Source organism: Nitrospina sp. 32_T5 (assembly GCF_052156635.1).
Lineage (GTDB): Bacteria > Nitrospinota > Nitrospinia > Nitrospinales > Nitrospinaceae > Nitrospina.
Genome location: NZ_JBQKUO010000001.1, coordinates 511,614 through 529,306, shown reverse-complemented (window position 1 = coordinate 529,306; position 17,693 = coordinate 511,614). Strand labels below are relative to the sequence as shown.

The window sequence follows — 17,693 nt, the reverse complement described above, 5'->3', positions numbered from 1 at the left end:
GGAAACGAATCGTTTGTTGTTGATCATTCTCCCGATGGATTCATGAATATGGCGTACCCGAGGACCCGTGCGGTGATAAAAGCAAACAGAGCCAGCGCCGATGCGGCAAACAACAGGCGGTGGACGGCGGCGATGTCTTCCCGGCCCAACTCTTTGAAAGCCCGGCCCAGCGTGGGCTTTTCAATCCACACTCCCTGGTAAAACTGGCTTCCTCCCAATCGAACTCCCAACGCGCCGGCCGCGGCCGCTTCGGGGATGCCTGCATTGGGGCTGTAATGGTTCTGCCCGTCCTTTCTCATGGTTGCCCATGCACGGTGGGCGTCCTGTCCTGCGATCAATGCCGCCAGCACCAGCAGCAATCCCCCGATTCGTGCTGGTATCCAGTTGGCTGCGTCATCCAGCCGGGCGGATGCCCAGCCGAACTCGCGGTACCGCTCGTTGCGGTAGCCGAACATGGAGTCCAGCGTGTTGACGCATTTGTATGCCATGGCCAGCGGGGCCCCGCCGATGCAGGCGTAGAACAATGGAGCAATCACCCCGTCTACCGTGTTCTCAGCAACGGTCTCTACCGTGGCGCGAATGATTTCTTTTTCGTTTAAATTTTTCGTATCGCGGCCGACAATCCAGCTTAAGCTTTTACGTGCTGCGACCAGGTTTTCGGATTCCAGGTGAACCCGCACCGGCCGGCTTTCGTCATAAAGCCCGCGTATCGAAAGCGCGGTGTAAATTAAATATGCTTCCAGGCACCAGCCCAGAGTTGGATGCACAATCTCCGAAAATTCCAATGCCACATCCGTCAAGGCATACGTTCCCGTAACCAGAACGACGTTGGCGACCAGTCCGGTGACCTTCAAACTGCGGAAACGGCCGTAGCATAAAATTTCCAATTTGGTGGCTGCGGTCCCCATCCAGCGTACGGGATGCGGCCATTGCCTGGGATCGCCCAACAACAGATCCAACGCGAAGGCAGCGAGCATCATCGACGCCTGTTCCAATTCGCTGCTCACGTTTTCTGTATGTCATCCAGGCATTCCTTAAGCCCGGCCACCAGCATTCCGTTTTCGTGTGACAAACGCACGGAAACACGGAAATAGCTGGCATCGAGTCCCTCAAAGTTGGCGCAGCTTCTAATCAAAATACCTTTTCCCAGCAGGCGGTAATACAGTTCGAGCGCCGAGGCCTCCGTTACGTCAGCCAATCGGAACAAAATGAAATTTGCGTTTCCAAGAAACGGTTCCACAAGAGGAAGCGATTCGAGACCTTGGAACAAGTGTCGTCTCTGTTTCCGAATGAACTGACGCGCCTCTTTGGCGAAAGTCTTGTCCATCAGGGCGGCCACACCCGCCGCCTGCGCCAGATGGTTCACCGACCAGGGAGGTTGCAATCCGGACAACATCCGGGCCCGTTCCGGAAACAGGACGGCGAAACCCAGGCGCAATCCGGCCAGTCCGTGAAACTTCGTCATGGAACGGATTAAAATCAATTGAGGATGAGAAGCGTATTCCGTCAGGAAAGACGTTCCCGGTTCACAAAAATCAATGAACGACTCATCCACGATCAGCAGAATGCGTTTTGCCTCGCAGACCCGCGCGAGGCGGGCAAAGGCTTCTCGTGGGCACAATTGGCCGGTCGGAGAGTTGGGATGGCCTAGGACCACCGCGCCGAGGTTGGGTTGCACTTCCACATGATCGATCAATCTATCCATGGGAGGCGCGAACAGGTTTTCGCGGTCGCAGAGTAAAGAGTGGACCGGTATGCCAAACGCGCGAAACGCTTTTTTGAATTCAGAGAAAAACGGCTCGACGATCAAAACCTCTTTTCCTGGCGACAGGAGATGTGGTAGCAGGTAGATCAATTCCGTCGCGCCGTTCCCGACCATCAATTGCGAAACGGAAATGCTGAGACTTTCACTCAAAGCCTGTTTGATACCGAATGCCGAGGCATCCGGGTAACGCTGGACCTGCGCCAAAGCTTTGCCGATCGCTTTGCACACTTGTTCGGAAGGACCCCACGGATGGATGCTGGTGCTGAAATCAAGCCAGTTCCCGTCCTCATGCTGAAGATCATTCCAGAAAGGTGGCAGAGCGCCACCGTGGTCAGGGAGGAAGCACGTCAACGGATGGGTCCGCGCTAAGGTTTCGGTGTCCGCCGATTCCTTGCTGCTGGAAAAACCGGCCTGCCGGGAATGATGGTTCATGGCCGCGTCTCCACCGTCTGTCCCCAGCGGTTGAAAAAGACCACGTCCTCCAGCGGAAGGCGTTGCGCCCATCCCTTTTCTTCCAGCATGGGTTTGGCATAGTCGGCGGCGGGGTACCCCAGGCACAGGTAAGCCACGGGTTCGACGGATTTTGGCAAAGCGAGGTCGGCCTTCAATCGATCCATTGACAGAATGCTCACCCAGCCGACCCCCACGCCTTCCGCGCGGGCGGCGAGCCACAGGTTCTGCACCGCGCAGCAGGTGCTGAACAGGTCCGTTTCCAGTACCGTGTTGCGTCCGAGGACGTGCGGTCCGCCACGTTCGCGGTCGCAGGTGACAACCACATTGACCGGCGCTTCGCAGATGCCCTCCAGTTTGAGCGAGGAATACAATTCCTGCTTCGCACCGGAATAATTGTTTGCTGCCTCACTGTTGGCATCACAGAAATTCTGAAATACCTTTTCCCTGAGCGCCGAATCGTCGATGACAACAAAATTCCACGGCTGACTGAATCCCACGGAACCGGCGTGGTGCGCGGCGCGCAAAATTCGTTTCAACGTATGCGGAGGGATTGCCCTGGATTGAAAGTGCCGCACATCGCGCCGCTCGAAGATGGCTCTGTACAGCCCGGCCTTGTCCTCCATGGAGAACGGATTGTTGAACCCCTTCCCGTTATCAGGCGAAGGAATTTCTTTGCAAGTGGATTTGAGAACCGTAGCGATGCCGGACACGGTATGAATGACTTCATCGAACCGGGCGGCGATGCGCTGGTTGGCCTCACCCGCCAGATCGCGAAACTCGCGGCCCAGTGGCGAGTCCGGAACAATGCCCGCGCCGACTTCGTTGGTGATGGCGATGACCGTGCCGTCGAACCGTTGACAGACGTCCAGCAGTTCATCCACGCGTCTCAAAATGCTTTCCCGCGTGAGAGAGGCCATCAGCAGGTTGCTCAGCCACAAGGTGATGCAATCCAGCACCACCAGGGAACCGGGAAGACAGGCGCCGTTTGCCAGTGACGACGCGGGGTCCAAAGGGTCCTCAATGGTGGTCCAGCCTGTTCCGCGTTCCCGTATGTGTTTTTCAATGCGAATGTTCATTTCTTCGTCCAGAGCCTGCGCGGTGGCGAGAAACACTTTCGGGCCGGAGTGCAGGGCGGCGAGCTCCAGGGCATGACGGCTCTTTCCGCTTCGGCATCCGCCGGTGATCAGGGTGGTCTGGTTCATAGGAATACAGCCTTTCCAAAAGAGAATTCTCCGGATGAAACGGAAGCGTGGTGGAACGCCGCCCCGGCAACCAGGAGGGCGGTTTCCACCAGTTCCGAAAGCGCACCGAAGGTGTCGCCGGTCATACCTCCGATCCGGCGATAAAAATAGATCAGCAAAAGCGTGCTGACGAAAACCAAAACCAATATGGAGATCAAACCGATGCGAACGTCGAGCGCAAACGGCAAGCCGAGTGGGAGCGCGCACCCCAGGAATGCCGGCGCTTTGGAAGTGGAGTGGAGTGGAGCGCCCATGCCTGTGCCGGCGCGCGCGTCCGGCATCGCAACCAGAGCGATCACCTGAGCCGAACGGGCGAAGGCGGGAGCGATCACCAGCCACCACCACGCCGCTGCCCCGGACAGGCCGTGCAGTGCGGCAACCTTGAGGCCGAGACAGAGAACCAGCGCCACCGCACCCATCACGCCGATGCGCGGGTCTTTCATGATGGCCAGCGATTCCTCGCGCGACCGGTGCGAGAACAGGCCATCGGCGCTGTCGGCCAGCCCGTCCAGATGCAACGCCCCGGTGACGATGGCAAGGAACGCAACGTCCACCACCGCACGCAGGAACGAGGGAAACAACAAGGATGAAACCGTGTCCACGGCAACAAGCATTCCGCCCAAAAGCAGCCCCACCCAGGGGAAATAGAAAACCATGCGCGTGTCGAAGGCGTGGCGGGAAGGCCCGGGCAGGATGGACAGAAACGACAGGGCGGAGAAAAACGCACTCATCGCAGCAATGCCTCCGTCAACCCGAATTTTAATTTGGAAAAAGAAGCCGGGGACCGGAGAAAAACGATACTCGCGGGGCGGACAGGGAACGGGCGTCCCCATACAGGGCGAATGAAATTTGAATGGAATGCAACGTAACAAGCTTCCACCGGAATCCTTGCTTCCAGTGAGAAGTCGGGCATAAAAAAATCCCAGCCTAAAAAAGGATGGGATAGTCGTTCTACCCTCAACCTCTCAGTCCACGAAGAGTTTGAAAATCGTTCGTTCAACAAGGTCTTCTGGCTTCCGGATCGATCTACTCGCCTCCCCCTTCCCATTCGCAGGAACAGTGGTGTGGGAGGGTTTCGTCCCCGGATACAGCGGCGGGCCCGCGACGGATTCGCACCGTCTTCCCTTTTTTGAACAAATCAGATATTCGAATGTGAGCTCATAAATATCAAATCGCTCACTATTGTCAAACAAAAATTCCTGGCCTGGCCTTTGAAGAAACTTTGGGAACCTAGTTCAAAATGAAAACAGCATGCTTTCTTAACAAAATAAAAACAAGAAAAGGAGAAGTGATCGTTAAGGAAAAAAATGGGAAATTGGAATAGGAATCAAAACAAAAAAACAGCTCACCACCTTCCGATATTTATATAAAGCCAATTCGGATTAATATAAATTTTCCTGGGGTCTAAAAAAAATAATAAAAACATCTCACCTCTATTCAATAGATTGAAATAAAAAGGTATGGGCTGTGGAAAACATCACTTGCAGTCCTTATAGGGGAACCGGAAAGGTTGACGTGGATTGGGTGTATGGGGTATGTTTCGGGTACCTCATGATCGAAAAGCCGAACAAGCCTCTCTATTTGCCCGAGTGAACCTTGAATTGATTGTGAACTGGTTCCCTGTATCAAAAGTGATGGAGGACAGGCAATGACCCTGGCAACGGGTAAAAACGGCGCGTCCCCTTCGCGTCCACCCGCTCCTCCCCTGGTTTATGATCCGCTGGATGAAATTGGCCTCATCGGGCATTCCCGCGAGTTCCAGCATGTCCGCGACCTGATTCAGAAATTGTCGCAGTTCGACGCCCCGCTTCTTGTACTTGGCGAAACCGGAACCGGTAAGGAAAGGGCGGCCCGAGCCATTCATTACCTTGGTACGCGGCAGAACTATCCATTTATTCCCGTCAACTGCGGCGCGCTACCCGACACGTTGGTGGAAAACGAATTGTTCGGTCACGCCAGCGGCGCGTTCACCGATGCGAAAGGCGACCAGTCGGGACTCATCGCGCAGGCCGAAGGCGGGACGTTGTTTCTCGATGAGGTGGACACGCTGTCGCCGCGGGCGCAGGTCACGTTACTGCGGTTTTTGCAGGACCAGAATTACCGTCCCCTCGGCGGCAAAAAATTCATTCGCGCCGATGTGCGGGTGATGGCGGCGAGCAACCGCGACCTGCACGCGCTGGTGAGAAAAGGTTCGTTTCGTCAGGATTTGTTGTTCCGCCTGGACATCCTCGACCTGGTCCTTCCTCCTCTTCGCCAGCGTGAACACGATATCGAAACATTGAGCCTCCATTTTCTCGAGCGCTATCGCACCCGTTACAATCTCCCGACGCGCAGTCTGCATCCCGAAACGCTGGAATGGATGCGAACCTACCCCTGGCCGGGCAACATCCGCGAATTGGAAAACTTCCTGCATCGCGCCTGCCTGCTGGCCGACGGCGACCAGATTCGCGTCGCGCCCCTATCGTGCAGTGTGGAAACAGGTTGCGTTTCCGGCGAAACAAGTCCGCCCGGTCCCGTCACCCATGTTTCGTTTCAAGAGGCAAAGGCGCAGGCGATCGAGGAATTCGAAGTGCGTTACCTGAGCGCACTGATTCATGAGACCGGCGGCAACATTACTGAAGCCGCCCGCCGTTCCGGCAAGGAGCGTCGTTCGCTGGCCCGCCTTCTCAAAAAACACGGCATCGACCGAACCCGGCTCTGAATTTCTCCTTTTATTTTTGATGCCATTCAAAGCTTTTTCATTATTGAGACAACGGTCTGCTCTTTTGTGACTCCGGTGGGTCATTTGCGCCCCACCTGGCGTTTTGCGTTCCATTGCGAAAATTATATTGATAAGAAAGAAGTTGTTTTGGTTTTTCACTTCCCCGGGCGGGTCAAAAAAATCCCATCAGAAAAATTCTGAGTCCTCGCAAACCCCTTTTAAATCAAGCTCTCTCCTCATTGTGTTTTCTGGCATGGGCTTTGCTGTCTGACATCCATAGTTAACTCTGGAAGGCTGATGTGGATCCCTATTCTGCAAACGAACTTTCGAGGATCATCCTGGATATCCAGGGTTATTTGGAGAAGCATCCCCGCGCGTCGGATACGCCGGAAGGCGTGATGCACTGGCTGGCGCGGCAACGTTACGAAAATATGCTGGAGCTGGTCGGGCAGGCTCTCGAGCGGTTGGTCCAGGAAGGTGTGATGGAAAAAAGAAAGATGCCGGACGGCAGGTGGGTTTACAGCCTGGGGCATGAGGGCCCGAGACCGGCGAAGTGACAAACCGGCGCGGACCGGTTTTCCGTGTCCGTAACATTTCGTTTACAGCGCAAGGAGCGGTTTATTATGCCTACATATCTGCACCCCGGTGTTTATGTTGAGGAAATCCCCAGCGGGTCCCGCCCGATAGAGGGTGTGTCCACGTCCAATGCGGCGTTCGTCGGCGCGGCCTATCGCGGTCCGGTGGGCAAGGCGGAACTGGTGCACAGTTTCGACGAGTTCAAGGAAATTTACGGCGGCATCGAGAAAAAAGCCGTGGGCGATGCCCTGGGTGAGCAGGAAAACGCAATGGTTCTCGCGGTGCGTTCCTTTTACATGAACGGTGGCAAAAACGCCTACATCTGCCGTCTCGCAAAGGGCGGCACTTCGGTGGCGGCTTTCAAGGACGTGGCGGGAGAGCACAGCGGCGGAATCGTTATAAAGATCGAAGCCAGCTCCGTCGGGGCCTGGGGCAACAAGCTGTACATCCGTATTCTAAAACCGGACGTGGATCAGGCGGGATTCGACATCGAAGTCGGTCATCACGATGGTGATGGAAAGTTTGTGGTGGACGAAGAGTTCACTGGGGTCACGCTGAATTCGCAGGACGACGACTACATCCTCACCCGCGTCAACGATGTGTCCGGGCTGATCAAGGTGAGTCTTCTCGACGCCGCCGATCCCGAGCACGCCAGCAACCAGTACGAGAAAGCCACGCTGACCGGCGGGCAGATGGACACGGGCGCTAATTTTTTCAACACCAGCGTTGCCGACAGCATGTCGATGCGTATCGACATCGACCGCCGTGGTCCGAAGCTGATCACCATCAAGAAAGCGGATCTGGAAGCGGAAGGCGACTGGAACAGCACCAACGAAAAAGAAGGCAAGGTGGTGGCGGCGCACGTGCAGAAGGCAGTGCGCGATCTCGGTGGCTACACGGGTTATCTCGACTTCACCTGCGAGTACAAGGATGTCGGTGGGCTCTCGAAGTTCGTACTGACTTCCGGCATGGACGCGGATTTCTCTTCCGTGCAGGTGCTGGATGGAGACGAATCGGCCAACGACCTGGCTAAATTCCTGCGGCTGGATTCGGCGCAGAAAGCCACGCACACCGGCGGGGCGGTGGCGGCGGGGACAAACGTCCGCACGCAGTTTCAAGCCGAGATGGTGCTGACCATGAACCTCGACGGCAAGGGCGAAACGCAGATCGCCATCAAGAAGGAAGACATCGACTTCACCGACAACGATGTTTCCAACCGGGTGAAAATCGCTGCGGCCATTCAGACTGCGGTGCAGCAGCACCAGCCGAAGATCGCGTCGTTCGCCGAGTTCACCTGCGAATACGATGACACCGTGCGCAAGTTCACCTTCACTTCCGGCAGCAGTGCGTCGCGAGCGTCGTCGATCACCATCAACGGCGCAAGCCCTGCGGGCAACACCAATTTCGCTTCACTGTTGAAACTCACGACCAACCCGGTTGCGTTTTCCGGCCGGACCCTGCAGGACGGGACGTGGAAGGTGATCCCGAAAGCCGCCTCCGGCGTCGGCGACAATGGTGAGCAGTTGACGAGCGGCAGTGCTGAAGCTCCGGAGGCGCCGGACTATGGATCGTTCTTCACCAATGTCCTGCGCAAGGTGCGCGACGTCAGCATCCTCCTGCTTCCCGGCATGTACTGGAACAAGGAACTCGGCAACATGAAGATCAGTCACGCGCTCGCTCATTGCGAAAGCACCAAGAGCCGTGTGCTCATCATGGACCCGCCGAAGGATGTGGAACTGGAGCAGGGCGCGCAGGTGCAGGCTCTGGGGCTTCCCACCTCCACATACTCGGTTCTTTATTACCCGTGGGTGGAAGTGCCCAATCCTCTGTACAACGCGGACACCGCACCCAATGAACCGAAGACGCTCAAGGTCGGCCCCGGCGGATTTGCCGCCGGCATGTGGGCGAAAATCGACGGAACGCGTGGTGTGTGGAAGGCCCCTGCCGGCACCGAGGCCCAGATCAACGGACTTGCGGGGTTGCAGTACCAGGTGGAAGACGGCGAACAGGATCAGCTGAACCCGCTCGGCGTCAACTGTTTCCGCAAGCAACCGGGATACGGCAACGTTATATGGGGAAGCCGGACCCTGTCCACCAAGGCGAATCCGGAATGGCGCTACGTTCCGGTGCGCCGAACCGCCATCTATATAGAACAAAGCATTTACAACGGCATCCAGTGGGCGGTATTCGAGCCGAACGACGAACCGCTGTGGTCGTCGTTGCGCGGCAACATCGGCGACTTCATGAACGGCATGTTCCGCAGTGGCGCGTTCCAGGGAACGAAGGTGTCGGATGCCTACTTCGTCCGTTGCGGCAAGGGCGACACCATGACCCAGGGCGACATCGACCGCGGTCAGGTGATCGTGCTGGTCGGGTTTGCGCCGTTGAAGCCGGCGGAATTCGTCATCGTTCGCATTCAGCAGAAAGTTCAACAATAACCCCCGTAAGAGGAGGCGCTGGTTATGGCAGCACCGATGTTTCCCGTCAACGCGCACCGGCACGATCCGTACCGCACGTTCAAGTTCCGCGTCATCATCGACGGCAAGCCCGTTGCGGGCATGCGCAAAATGACGGCCCTGAAAAAGAAAACCGAACCCGTGAAATGGCGTACGGCGGGCGACCCGTCGCACGAACGCATCATGCCCGGCGGCACCAGTTACGAACCGGTCACGCTGGAGCAGGGGTTGACGCACGATCCGGTGTTCGAGGAATGGGCGAACCTCATCAACAACATCGAGGGCGACTCCGGCATGTCGCTCAAAAAATTCCGTAAGGAAGTGATCATCAGCCTGCTCAACCTGCAGGGCCAGGTCGCCATCAACTACGTTCTGCATCGCGCGTGGGTGTCGGATTACCAGGCCATGCCGGACCTCGATGCTGGAAGCATGAACGCGGTCGGCATTCAGAGCATCACGCTTCAGCACGAAGGGTGGGAGCGGGATACCGCAGTGAACGAGCCGACGGAATCGTAAGGAGGGCATCATGTTTTTGCCCGGCGGCGTGTGGAACGGTGGGGATCTGGATCGCCGTTTCCGATTTCGTGAAGTCACGGGCGCGCTGGAACTGGTGCTCGAGGAGGCGATTCAGGAGGAGCAGTCTGTTCCGGGCCGCGTCACGCGCGCACTCACGCTGGCGCTGGCATCCGTGGGCGGATGCGATGCGGATGAATCGTCCGTGCGTGAATTGAGCGTGGCGGACCGGCAGTACCTCATGCGCCACCTGGCCTGTCACCTCCAGGTGGAACGGGAATGGCATTCGGCACTTTGCCCCTCATGCAAAGCGGTGTTCGATGTGCGCCTCAGTCCGTCGGAGTTGCCGATCAAGCCGCCGGGGGAAGGATACCCATTCGTCACCGTGCCTACGCGGTATGGTCGATTGCGCTTTCGCGTTCCAACCGGCGCCGACCAGGAGTGCATCGCCGGATTGGAGGACGAAGCGCGGGCCGTGCCGGTGTTGCTGCAACGCCTGTTGGTCGATGGCCAGAACAATCCTTCTGACTTGGAGTTTTCAGAAGAAGATGTTGCCGCGATCGAGTCGGCCATCGAGTCCGTCGCTCCGGAGCTGGTGGTGTGGGTGCCGACGAAATGTCCCGAATGCAAAACCGAAACGCGGGTGGAGATCGATCCTTACGCCTGCCTGCAAAGCGGTCGGCATGGCCTCCTGCGTGAGGTGCACCGACTGGCCAGTGCGTACCACTGGAGCGAGCGCGACATCATGGAAATGCCGCGGGACCGCAGGCGCCGCTACCTGGCGCTGGTGGAGGAAGCTCGCGGCATGATGCATTGAAAAGCCGATTGAGGAGCAGGCTCGAGAATCAGCCTGGAAACGACGATGGGTTACTTTTCTGAAATCATACGCGACAGCCGTTCGACTCCCAAGCCAGTCGGCGCGCGTCCGCAGCCAATGCTACACGGCGAGGGTCCGGATTCATTGGCTGCAGGTGAAGTTCAGGAAACCTCCACAGGAATGCAAGTAGACAACACAGATGATATAACCGGTTCGTCGAACGAGCCCATAGCACCCCTTGCAGCTACGCCTTCCGGTCATGAAAATTCCGAACGCCCTTTGACGGTAACGCAGGATACCGTTCGTGAAGTGAATGCGGGCGGAGTCGAATCGAATGTGGAACCGGGTCGAGAAGAAAGCGAAGTGAAATTGGCCGAACCCAATGAGGCCGCAACTTTTGCGAATGAGCCGCTCCCTGTACTCGATCCGCCTTTCCGCTCTCAGAAAATGGAACTCTCTTCATCGACTCCTGTTTCCTCGGACTCGCGCAATGAAGCATCCTTTCCGACCGATTCCAACCCGGTTTTCGAGAGGCAGGGCGAAGAAGCTTCGTCCTCAATGCCAGGCAAACCGGAATTGACCGGGGAATGGCCTGGATCGCATCCAAGCAAACCCCAGTCGATCGATCCTGCAAACGAGGAACCTGCTTCGATTGAAAAGCCCGTTCCGGATTCAATTCCTGAAACAGGCGATGAGCCGCCTGAAAGCAGGAAGTCGGCTTTGCCGTACTCCTATAAGGAAGCTTCAAGCGAATCGGTGAAGGCGGAAGAAGTTCTTTTTCAAAATGGCCAGCAGGTCGAACCGGACTCAATGCGCAGTGAGAAAGTAAAATCCGTGCGCGACCCAAAAACGTCCGTTCCGGAAGCGCCTGCCTACAACTATGAGCAGCCGATGCCCCGTGTGGACTCGTTCACTCCGCCTTCACCGCGTACTGAACCTGCTCGCGTGCCGGAGACCAACATCCGCATCGGGCAGATCGACATCGTTGTGCAGGCCCCGCAAAAAGCGGCGAAACCCCAACCCACCGCCCCCCCCAGCAACTGGTCGAGCCGTCTGTATTTGAGGAGGGTGTGAGTCGTGGAAGTTCCGTCTTCATTGTCCATTCTCTGTAAGTCGGTTCTGGAGTTTGTGAGCACCGGGTTGAAAGACCTCGACGACAACGTCGAGGTGGTGATGGGCGCACCGGCGGAAGCGATGAAAGGAGAAAAGAACCGCGTGAACCTGTTCTTTCATAGGTTCGAGCCGTCCGGGTTTCAAGGCGACCTGCAACCGGATGAGCCGTGGTGGATTCGCCTGCACTGCCTGGTCACGGCGTTCGGCGTCACCGAGTCGAACGTCAACGGCGACGGCGTCTCCGCTGGGGAATTCGAATTAAGACTCATCGGTCATGTCATGCGGCTGTTTCACGAGACCCCGGTTCTGGAGACGGTCAACGTGAACGGCGAGTCGGTGCGCCTGCAAACCATCTACCAGCCCCTGACCAATGAAGACCTGAATCACGTGTGGGCGACACAGAGCGAAGTCAGCCTGCGCCCGACCATCGGTTACGAAATGGCGCTCGGTCCCATTGTGCCCGCCAAACGGAGTCCCGGAAAGCAGATGACCGGTGATTTTCGCACCGTGGTCACACCCGGCGTGGGAGGTGCGGGCGATGTGACCTCCGAGCCGGGGTCCGCCGCCTGGGGCGCGCGCGGCGGCGAGGTGGATACGAGCCGCCTGGACTGGGCGCCACGCTTGTGTTTCGTGCTTGGCGAAGAATCGCAACCGCGCTGCGTGGAAAGCCTGGGTTTCGAAGCCGACAGCGACGCGCTCAAAAACTTCACGCCGGATATCTGGGTTGCGGGCGATACGGCGGAGACCGTTTCGTTGCAGTGGGAAGTGTGGGACCCCACGTCAGGCTGGCGGTCGAAGGGCGCATCAAAAGATGTGCAACCGGTGACGACAGGGATCGATCCGGACAACCCGCCGGATGTGGGCGACCTCGCCGCCTTCGCCTTGCCGTTCGATCCGGAAGGCGGGCCGGTAGCGGATCCGCCGGAGTTTTCGCCAAAAGTGCGCGGACAGGCGGCGGTGTATGCACAGCGGCAGTACACGCGTGCGTCTGACGGAGCGGTGCTCACGGTGCGCAGTCAGCCATTATTGATCAGCATTCATGAAGCCGCAGGTTGATGTAATGGAAATGCAAACGGATTCTATGGAAAACGCAATCGACGTGGCGACCCTCGCCGACGAATGGGAACGCATCGAACTGTTGGTGCAGGGGTTGAAGTCCGGGCGACAGGGACAGGACTTCGACCGCGAACTGCTCAGCCGGTTGACGGCACTCAGTGCCCGCGTTCACGCAGGGCGCGGCACGAATCCCTACTGGAAGCGGCTGGGCGCATTGGAATTGAACGAACTCGAGCACGATGTGCTTGCCTGCGTTCTGGCGGCGGAAATGCATCCGCGTCTCGGCTGGCAGTACCTGGAGCTGCAGCCCGGCGTATCGCAACCCTATCCCACGCCCGCCCTGCTTCATGAACTGCTGGTTCTCGATCACGATGAAATCCCGATGTTCCACATGGCATTGAGCGTGGATGGCGTTTTACGGCGCGAAGGGTTGATCCGCGTCGAGGGCGACGATCCCTACTCCCCCGTCAAGCCTGCGCCCGGACTCACAGTAAAGCTTCTCGGTCTGCAACTGCCGCCGCCCCCACCGCCCGGCGCCATTGCGGTGCGCCAGCAGGCGACGTGGACGGATCTTGTGTTGCCTGCCAATCAGGTCGCACACCTGCGCGAGTTCCTGATGTGGTTGCGTCACCGCGAAACGGTGGAGGGAGAATGGGGCGGGCGCATGGGCGGCGGTCCGGTGGCGTTGTTCTCCGGTCCGTCGGGGACGGGCAAGACGCTGGCAGCTTCCGTCATCGCGCACGAACTGGGTTGGCCTTTGTACCGAATCGACCTCGGCAAGCTGGTGAGCAAGTACATCGGCGAGACGGAAAAGAACCTGAGCCAATTGTTCGACGCAGCCCACGGCCGCCCGATGGTGTTGCAGTTCGATGAAGCGGACAGCTTGTTCGGAAAACGCGGCGAGGTGAAGGATGCCCGCGACCGGTACGCCAACATGGAAGTGAGCCACCTGCTGGCGCGCATCGAGGAACACCGCGGGCCGTGCATCCTCACCACCAACCTGCACGAACATCTGGACACCGCGTTCGTGCGGCGGTTTCACGTGGTCGTCGGTTTTCCGCGTCCGGACAAGGAAGCGCGCGTGCAGTTGTGGAAGCGGCTGTTGCCGCCGCACGCGCCACGGCATGAAGACGTCGATCCGCAATTCCTCGGCCAGGCGGTGAACCTGACCGGCGGCGGCATTCGCAACGCTGCATTGTATGCCGCGTGCCTGGCGGCGGAGGAAGGCAGTGCGATTGAGCTCCGCCACATCGCTCTTGGTGTGTGGCGCGAGATGGCGAAGGACGCCTCGCCGCGTTCGCGCTCGGACCTCGGCGTGCTCGCGTCTTACCTGCCGGAGACGGGTGGGGTGCTGACTGTTTCCGCACAGGGAAACGGTAACGGCAACGGTCAAGGAGCCGGGGTATGAAGGAACCGGGGAAGCGCAATATCGAAATAGGACAGGTGCGCCTCACGCTTCCCTCCGGGTACGAACACCGCGCACAGGGGCTGGCGCGGCGTGTGGTGGACCGGTTGTCCACGTATCTGTGGAACCGGCCGATCCAGGTGGAACGGTTGGCGGTGCCGCCGATCCAGGCCATTCCCGGAGAGAGCGAAGCGGCGCTGGCGGTGCGCATCGCCGATGCGGTGTACCGCCAATTGCGGTAAATTTTTCATTGATCGGAATCATTTAAGGAGTCGCCATGTACAACGTCACGCGGGGCATCCTGGTGGAATACGCATTGAGCGTTCCGCCTTTGACGCTGGTGTTCGATTTCAATCCGGAATCGTTGTCGCGGACCCGAGCGGTGACGTTGAAGGAACAGACCGCTCCCGGCACGGCGGGCGGGTACGACTTCGCAACGCCCACCGAAACACCGCGTGTGTCGCAGGGGGTGGAAGTGAAGGCGGAGGAGTTTTCCATCGACATCCTGCTCGACGCCACCGACCGCATGAACGACGACGAACCGATTGCGAAAGCGTTCGGCATCGGGCCGGAACTCGACACCCTGCGTACGATGGTGGAGCCGAAGGCGCAGGGACCCGGCGGCCTGCAGGTGCTGGCCAGTCTGGGGCATGGCGGCGGCCGCGCGTTTCAACGCAATAGCAGCGCGTCGGTCCTGCTCTTCATCTGGGGCACGCATGTCCTGCCGGTGTTTCTGACCAGCGTCAAGGTCGATGAAAAAGCGCACCTGCCGAACCTCGTTCCGTACCGCGCACAGGCGACGTTGAGTTTCCAGGTCATTGAAGGCAATAACCCGTTTTACGAAGCGGAAAAAGTGCGGCAGGTGATCGGGGCGGGACTCAACACCGCGCGCACGGTGTCGTCCGCCATTGGAGGGTTGTTCTGATGTTCCTCAAGAATTCGCGCTATTTGAAATCCAAGCCGTTTGTCCCCGATGAAACCGGACAGTATGTGTTTCAGGGATACCGCCCACGCGCGATCGGTTCCGTTCCCGGCGTCATCGAGCACGTGATTCAGGAAGGCGACCGGCTGGATTTGCTGGCACGACATTATTACAACGACGACCGTCTCTGGTACCGCATCGTCGATGCCAATCCGGAAGTGCTGTTCTCTCAGGATTTGTCCGGAGATATCGGCAAGGGACGCGTCATCCTCATCCCCCGCGCGAGGGAGTGACGCATGGTGCTCGATTGGCTGGAACAGGATTTTCGAAGTCCGGCGGAATGCATGGTGAAGGTGGGCGAAGGCCGGACACCCATTGAAGACCTGTATCCGTTTCTGAAAGAAGTGGTGGTGGAGACGAGCCGCGACAAACCGTTTGTCGCCACGCTCACTTTCGACACGCGACGCGACGAATTCGGCAAGTGGGTGGTGCAGGACGCGCCGGAGATTTTTCCCTGGCAGCGCATCTGGATCGAAGTCGCCTTCGGCGAACACGAGGAAGAAGTCATGCGTGGATACGTGCGCGAGGTCAAGGCCGATTACCCGGAAGACGCGGGGACGACCACCGTCAAGCTGGAATGCCAGGACGATTCCATCTTTCTCGACCGCACGCAGGTGCGCAAGGAGTGGGGTGCGGAACAACCCACGGCGGACGGGTTGATCGTCGAGGAAATCGTACGCGGTTATCCGGGCCTCGCCATGCACATGGAAAGCGGCATGGGACTCGACGGCCTCGTCGTCCTGCAGGACAAGACCGATGCGGGGTTCCTGCGCGACCGCGCGGAGGCCAACGGCTACGAGTTGATCTTCGAAAACGGCGAGGTGTACTTCGGGCCCATGAGGCTGGAATCCGATCCGCAGAAAACGGTGATGGTGTACGCGGGTGCCGACACGCACTGTTACCGGTTTTCCATTCAGGATGACGGGCACAAGCCGGACATGGTGGCGTTTGATAAGGCGGCGGAAGACAGCGACCAGACCGAGCGCGAAGTGGTGGAGCCGGATCTGCATCTTCTTGGATTGGAGCCGGCGCGCAGTGTCGGGCAGGGTCCGGACTTCGTCTGGGTTATGGAAGGGCAGGGTGGCAAGACGCCGGAGGAGATGCGCACTCTCGCCCAGCGCAAAGCCAACGAACGTTCGATGAAAGTCACCGCCGAAGGCGAGCTCGACGGCAGCCTGTATGGACGCGTCCTGCGAGTCGGCCGTCCGGTTGGCATCGACGGTGTCGGCGAAAAGTACAACGGCACTTATTACGTGGACACGGTGCGGCACGTGTTCAATCACGAAGGGTACCGGCAGGCGTTCACGTTGATGCGCAACGCCTATGGCGACAACCTGGAATCCAGCGTGGACACCCTGCTGGGCGTGTTGTGACCTGAAGAGGAAACCGAATCAATGGAACAGGGCCTGGTCGATCTCACAAAGCAGATCCAGAACAAGTATTACGGCAAGTATCGCGGATTCGTGAACGACAACAACGATCCGGACAAACGCGGCCGACTGCGGCTCACCGTGCCTTCGGCTCTGGGAGAGGCGGTCACCGGCTGGGCCCTGCCGTGCCTTCCGTTCGGTGGATTGCAGAACCAGGGCTGGTTTGCGGTGCCGGAAGTGGGCGCGCAGGTGTGGGTGGAGTTTGAAGAGGGGGAGCTTTCCAATCCCATCTGGACGGGAACCTTCTGGCAACAACCGGAGCACATTCCCGAAGAAGCGGCCGAACCGTCGGAGCCGACCACCCGTGTGTTCAAAACGCCGTCGGGTCACGTGCTGCAATTCGACGACGAGGAAGGGGAAGAACGCTTCCGCCTGTTTCATCCCAGCGAAGCGGAATGGATCATCGATCCGAAGGGATCGATCACCTTCACCGATGCCTCAGAGAACGTGATCACCCTCGACGCGGAAAACAACAGTCTGAAGCTGGAAGATGCCAACGGCAACACGCTGACCATGGACAGCGGTGGAACCGTGGTCGAGGACGCCAACGGCAACAAAATCGAGATGGCCTCATCCGGCATCACCGTCGAAGGTCAGCAGGTGGTGGTGAAAGGCACGCAGGTGATGCTGGGAGGGCAGGGCGGCGAACCGTTGATCAAGGGGCAGACGTTTCTTTCTTTGTTTGCGACCCACATGCATCCCACAGGTGTGGGGCCTTCGGGACCTCCCATTCCCCAGGGCGAAATGAGTTCTTTATCCACCACCAGCACCACAACGTGAGGCGATCATGGCATTCATGGGCGACACGCCTTATATGAAATTTCCCTTTCGCGTCGGCGAATCCGGCGTGGAGGTCAGCGACCGAATCCGCCACGTGCGCAAGCAGGTCGAGCAGGTGTTGTACACCGACCCCGGCGAACGGGTGTTCCGTCCGGAGTTCGGTGCGGGACTGCGTGCATTGGTATTCGAACCGAATAACTCCGCCCTGCGCGAGCTCAGCCGCAAACGGCTCACGCACTCGTTGACGGAGGCGTTGCGTGGCGAGGTCGATTCGCGCAGTCTCAACATCGAAGTGCAACCGCGGAACGGCGCGGACAGCGAACTCGTTATCGTCATCAGCTACACGCTGACGGCGGTGCGACATGAAGAACGGCAGGAATTCGAAGTCAGTTTTTAGGACCGGTC

Annotated in this window: 18 protein-coding genes and 1 riboswitch; of the genes, 14 read left to right on the top strand and 4 right to left on the bottom strand. The window is 58.5% G+C overall.

The window, feature by feature from the left end; genetic code table 11:
• Positions 1 to 23: 23 nt before the first annotated feature.
• The 4 genes from cbiB to cobS are packed head-to-tail and all read right to left on the bottom strand — an operon-like array spanning position 24 to position 4,190.
• Positions 24 to 1,007 (bottom strand): adenosylcobinamide-phosphate synthase CbiB, encoded by a 984-nt coding sequence (gene cbiB, locus ACTRW9_RS02375; protein WP_442428165.1) that lies wholly within the window; start codon positions 1,005 to 1,007, stop codon positions 24 to 26.
• Positions 1,004 to 2,197: a threonine-phosphate decarboxylase CobD gene (gene cobD, locus ACTRW9_RS02370; protein WP_442428164.1), complete on the bottom strand. Its 1,194-nt coding sequence runs from the start codon at positions 2,195 to 2,197 to the stop codon at positions 1,004 to 1,006. Before cobD ends, cbiB begins: the two co-directional genes overlap by 4 nt.
• Positions 2,194 to 3,420 (bottom strand): 5,6-dimethylbenzimidazole synthase, encoded by a 1,227-nt coding sequence (bluB, locus tag ACTRW9_RS02365; protein WP_442428163.1) that lies wholly within the window; start codon positions 3,418 to 3,420, stop codon positions 2,194 to 2,196. Before bluB ends, cobD begins: the two co-directional genes overlap by 4 nt.
• A complete protein-coding gene (gene cobS, locus ACTRW9_RS02360) occupies positions 3,417 to 4,190 on the bottom strand; it encodes an adenosylcobinamide-GDP ribazoletransferase (protein ID WP_442428162.1) in 774 nt (257 codons plus the stop codon). The genes bluB and cobS overlap by 4 nt, the downstream gene beginning before the upstream one ends.
• Before the next feature lie 250 nt (positions 4,191 to 4,440).
• A riboswitch (cobalamin riboswitch) is annotated at positions 4,441 to 4,625 on the bottom strand.
• Between the two features lie 482 nt (positions 4,626 to 5,107).
• On the opposite strand from cobS, the gene ACTRW9_RS02355 reads away from it, so the two are divergent.
• From ACTRW9_RS02355 to ACTRW9_RS02290, 14 genes are all read left to right on the top strand, one after another.
• Entirely contained in the window at positions 5,108 to 6,160 is a 1,053-nt protein-coding gene (locus ACTRW9_RS02355) for a sigma-54 interaction domain-containing protein (RefSeq protein ID WP_442428161.1), read from the top strand.
• A gap of 299 nt (positions 6,161 to 6,459) precedes the next feature.
• A complete protein-coding gene (locus ACTRW9_RS02350; protein WP_442428160.1) occupies positions 6,460 to 6,717 on the top strand; it encodes a hypothetical protein in 258 nt (85 codons plus the stop codon).
• A 66-nt stretch (positions 6,718 to 6,783) separates the two neighbouring features.
• On the top strand, positions 6,784 to 9,174 hold the full coding sequence (locus ACTRW9_RS02345; RefSeq protein ID WP_442428159.1) for a phage tail sheath family protein: 2,391 nt from the start codon (positions 6,784 to 6,786) through the stop codon (positions 9,172 to 9,174).
• A gap of 24 nt (positions 9,175 to 9,198) precedes the next feature.
• A complete protein-coding gene (locus tag ACTRW9_RS02340) occupies positions 9,199 to 9,708 on the top strand; it encodes a phage tail protein (RefSeq protein ID WP_442428158.1) in 510 nt (169 codons plus the stop codon).
• A 10-nt stretch (positions 9,709 to 9,718) separates the two neighbouring features.
• Positions 9,719 to 10,522: a hypothetical protein gene (locus tag ACTRW9_RS02335; protein ID WP_442428157.1), complete on the top strand. Its 804-nt coding sequence runs from the start codon at positions 9,719 to 9,721 to the stop codon at positions 10,520 to 10,522.
• A 45-nt stretch (positions 10,523 to 10,567) separates the two neighbouring features.
• A complete protein-coding gene (locus tag ACTRW9_RS02330) occupies positions 10,568 to 11,596 on the top strand; it encodes a hypothetical protein (RefSeq protein WP_442428156.1) in 1,029 nt (342 codons plus the stop codon).
• Between the two features lie 3 nt (positions 11,597 to 11,599).
• Entirely contained in the window at positions 11,600 to 12,691 is a 1,092-nt protein-coding gene (locus tag ACTRW9_RS02325; RefSeq protein WP_442428155.1) for a DUF4255 domain-containing protein, read from the top strand.
• Between the two features lie 25 nt (positions 12,692 to 12,716).
• Positions 12,717 to 14,099, top strand: coding sequence for an ATP-binding protein (locus tag ACTRW9_RS02320; RefSeq protein ID WP_442428154.1), 1,383 nt, complete (start codon positions 12,717 to 12,719; stop codon positions 14,097 to 14,099).
• Positions 14,096 to 14,338: a hypothetical protein gene (locus ACTRW9_RS02315; protein ID WP_442428153.1), complete on the top strand. Its 243-nt coding sequence runs from the start codon at positions 14,096 to 14,098 to the stop codon at positions 14,336 to 14,338. Before ACTRW9_RS02320 ends, ACTRW9_RS02315 begins: the two co-directional genes overlap by 4 nt.
• 35 nt (positions 14,339 to 14,373) lie before the next feature.
• Positions 14,374 to 15,021 carry a CIS tube protein gene (locus tag ACTRW9_RS02310; RefSeq protein WP_442428152.1) on the top strand — a complete coding sequence of 216 codons (648 nt, stop codon included), beginning with the start codon at positions 14,374 to 14,376 and terminating at the stop codon, positions 15,019 to 15,021.
• Positions 15,021 to 15,311 (top strand): hypothetical protein, encoded by a 291-nt coding sequence (locus tag ACTRW9_RS02305; protein ID WP_442428151.1) that lies wholly within the window; start codon positions 15,021 to 15,023, stop codon positions 15,309 to 15,311. The genes ACTRW9_RS02310 and ACTRW9_RS02305 overlap by 1 nt, the downstream gene beginning before the upstream one ends.
• 3 nt (positions 15,312 to 15,314) lie before the next feature.
• On the top strand, positions 15,315 to 16,451 hold the full coding sequence (locus ACTRW9_RS02300) for a phage late control D family protein (RefSeq protein ID WP_442428150.1): 1,137 nt from the start codon (positions 15,315 to 15,317) through the stop codon (positions 16,449 to 16,451).
• Between the two features lie 21 nt (positions 16,452 to 16,472).
• Positions 16,473 to 17,288 (top strand): phage baseplate assembly protein V, encoded by an 816-nt coding sequence (locus ACTRW9_RS02295; protein WP_442428149.1) that lies wholly within the window; start codon positions 16,473 to 16,475, stop codon positions 17,286 to 17,288.
• Between the two features lie 7 nt (positions 17,289 to 17,295).
• Positions 17,296 to 17,685 carry a GPW/gp25 family protein gene (locus tag ACTRW9_RS02290; protein ID WP_442428148.1) on the top strand — a complete coding sequence of 130 codons (390 nt, stop codon included), beginning with the start codon at positions 17,296 to 17,298 and terminating at the stop codon, positions 17,683 to 17,685.
• Positions 17,686 to 17,693: the final 8 nt, after the last annotated feature.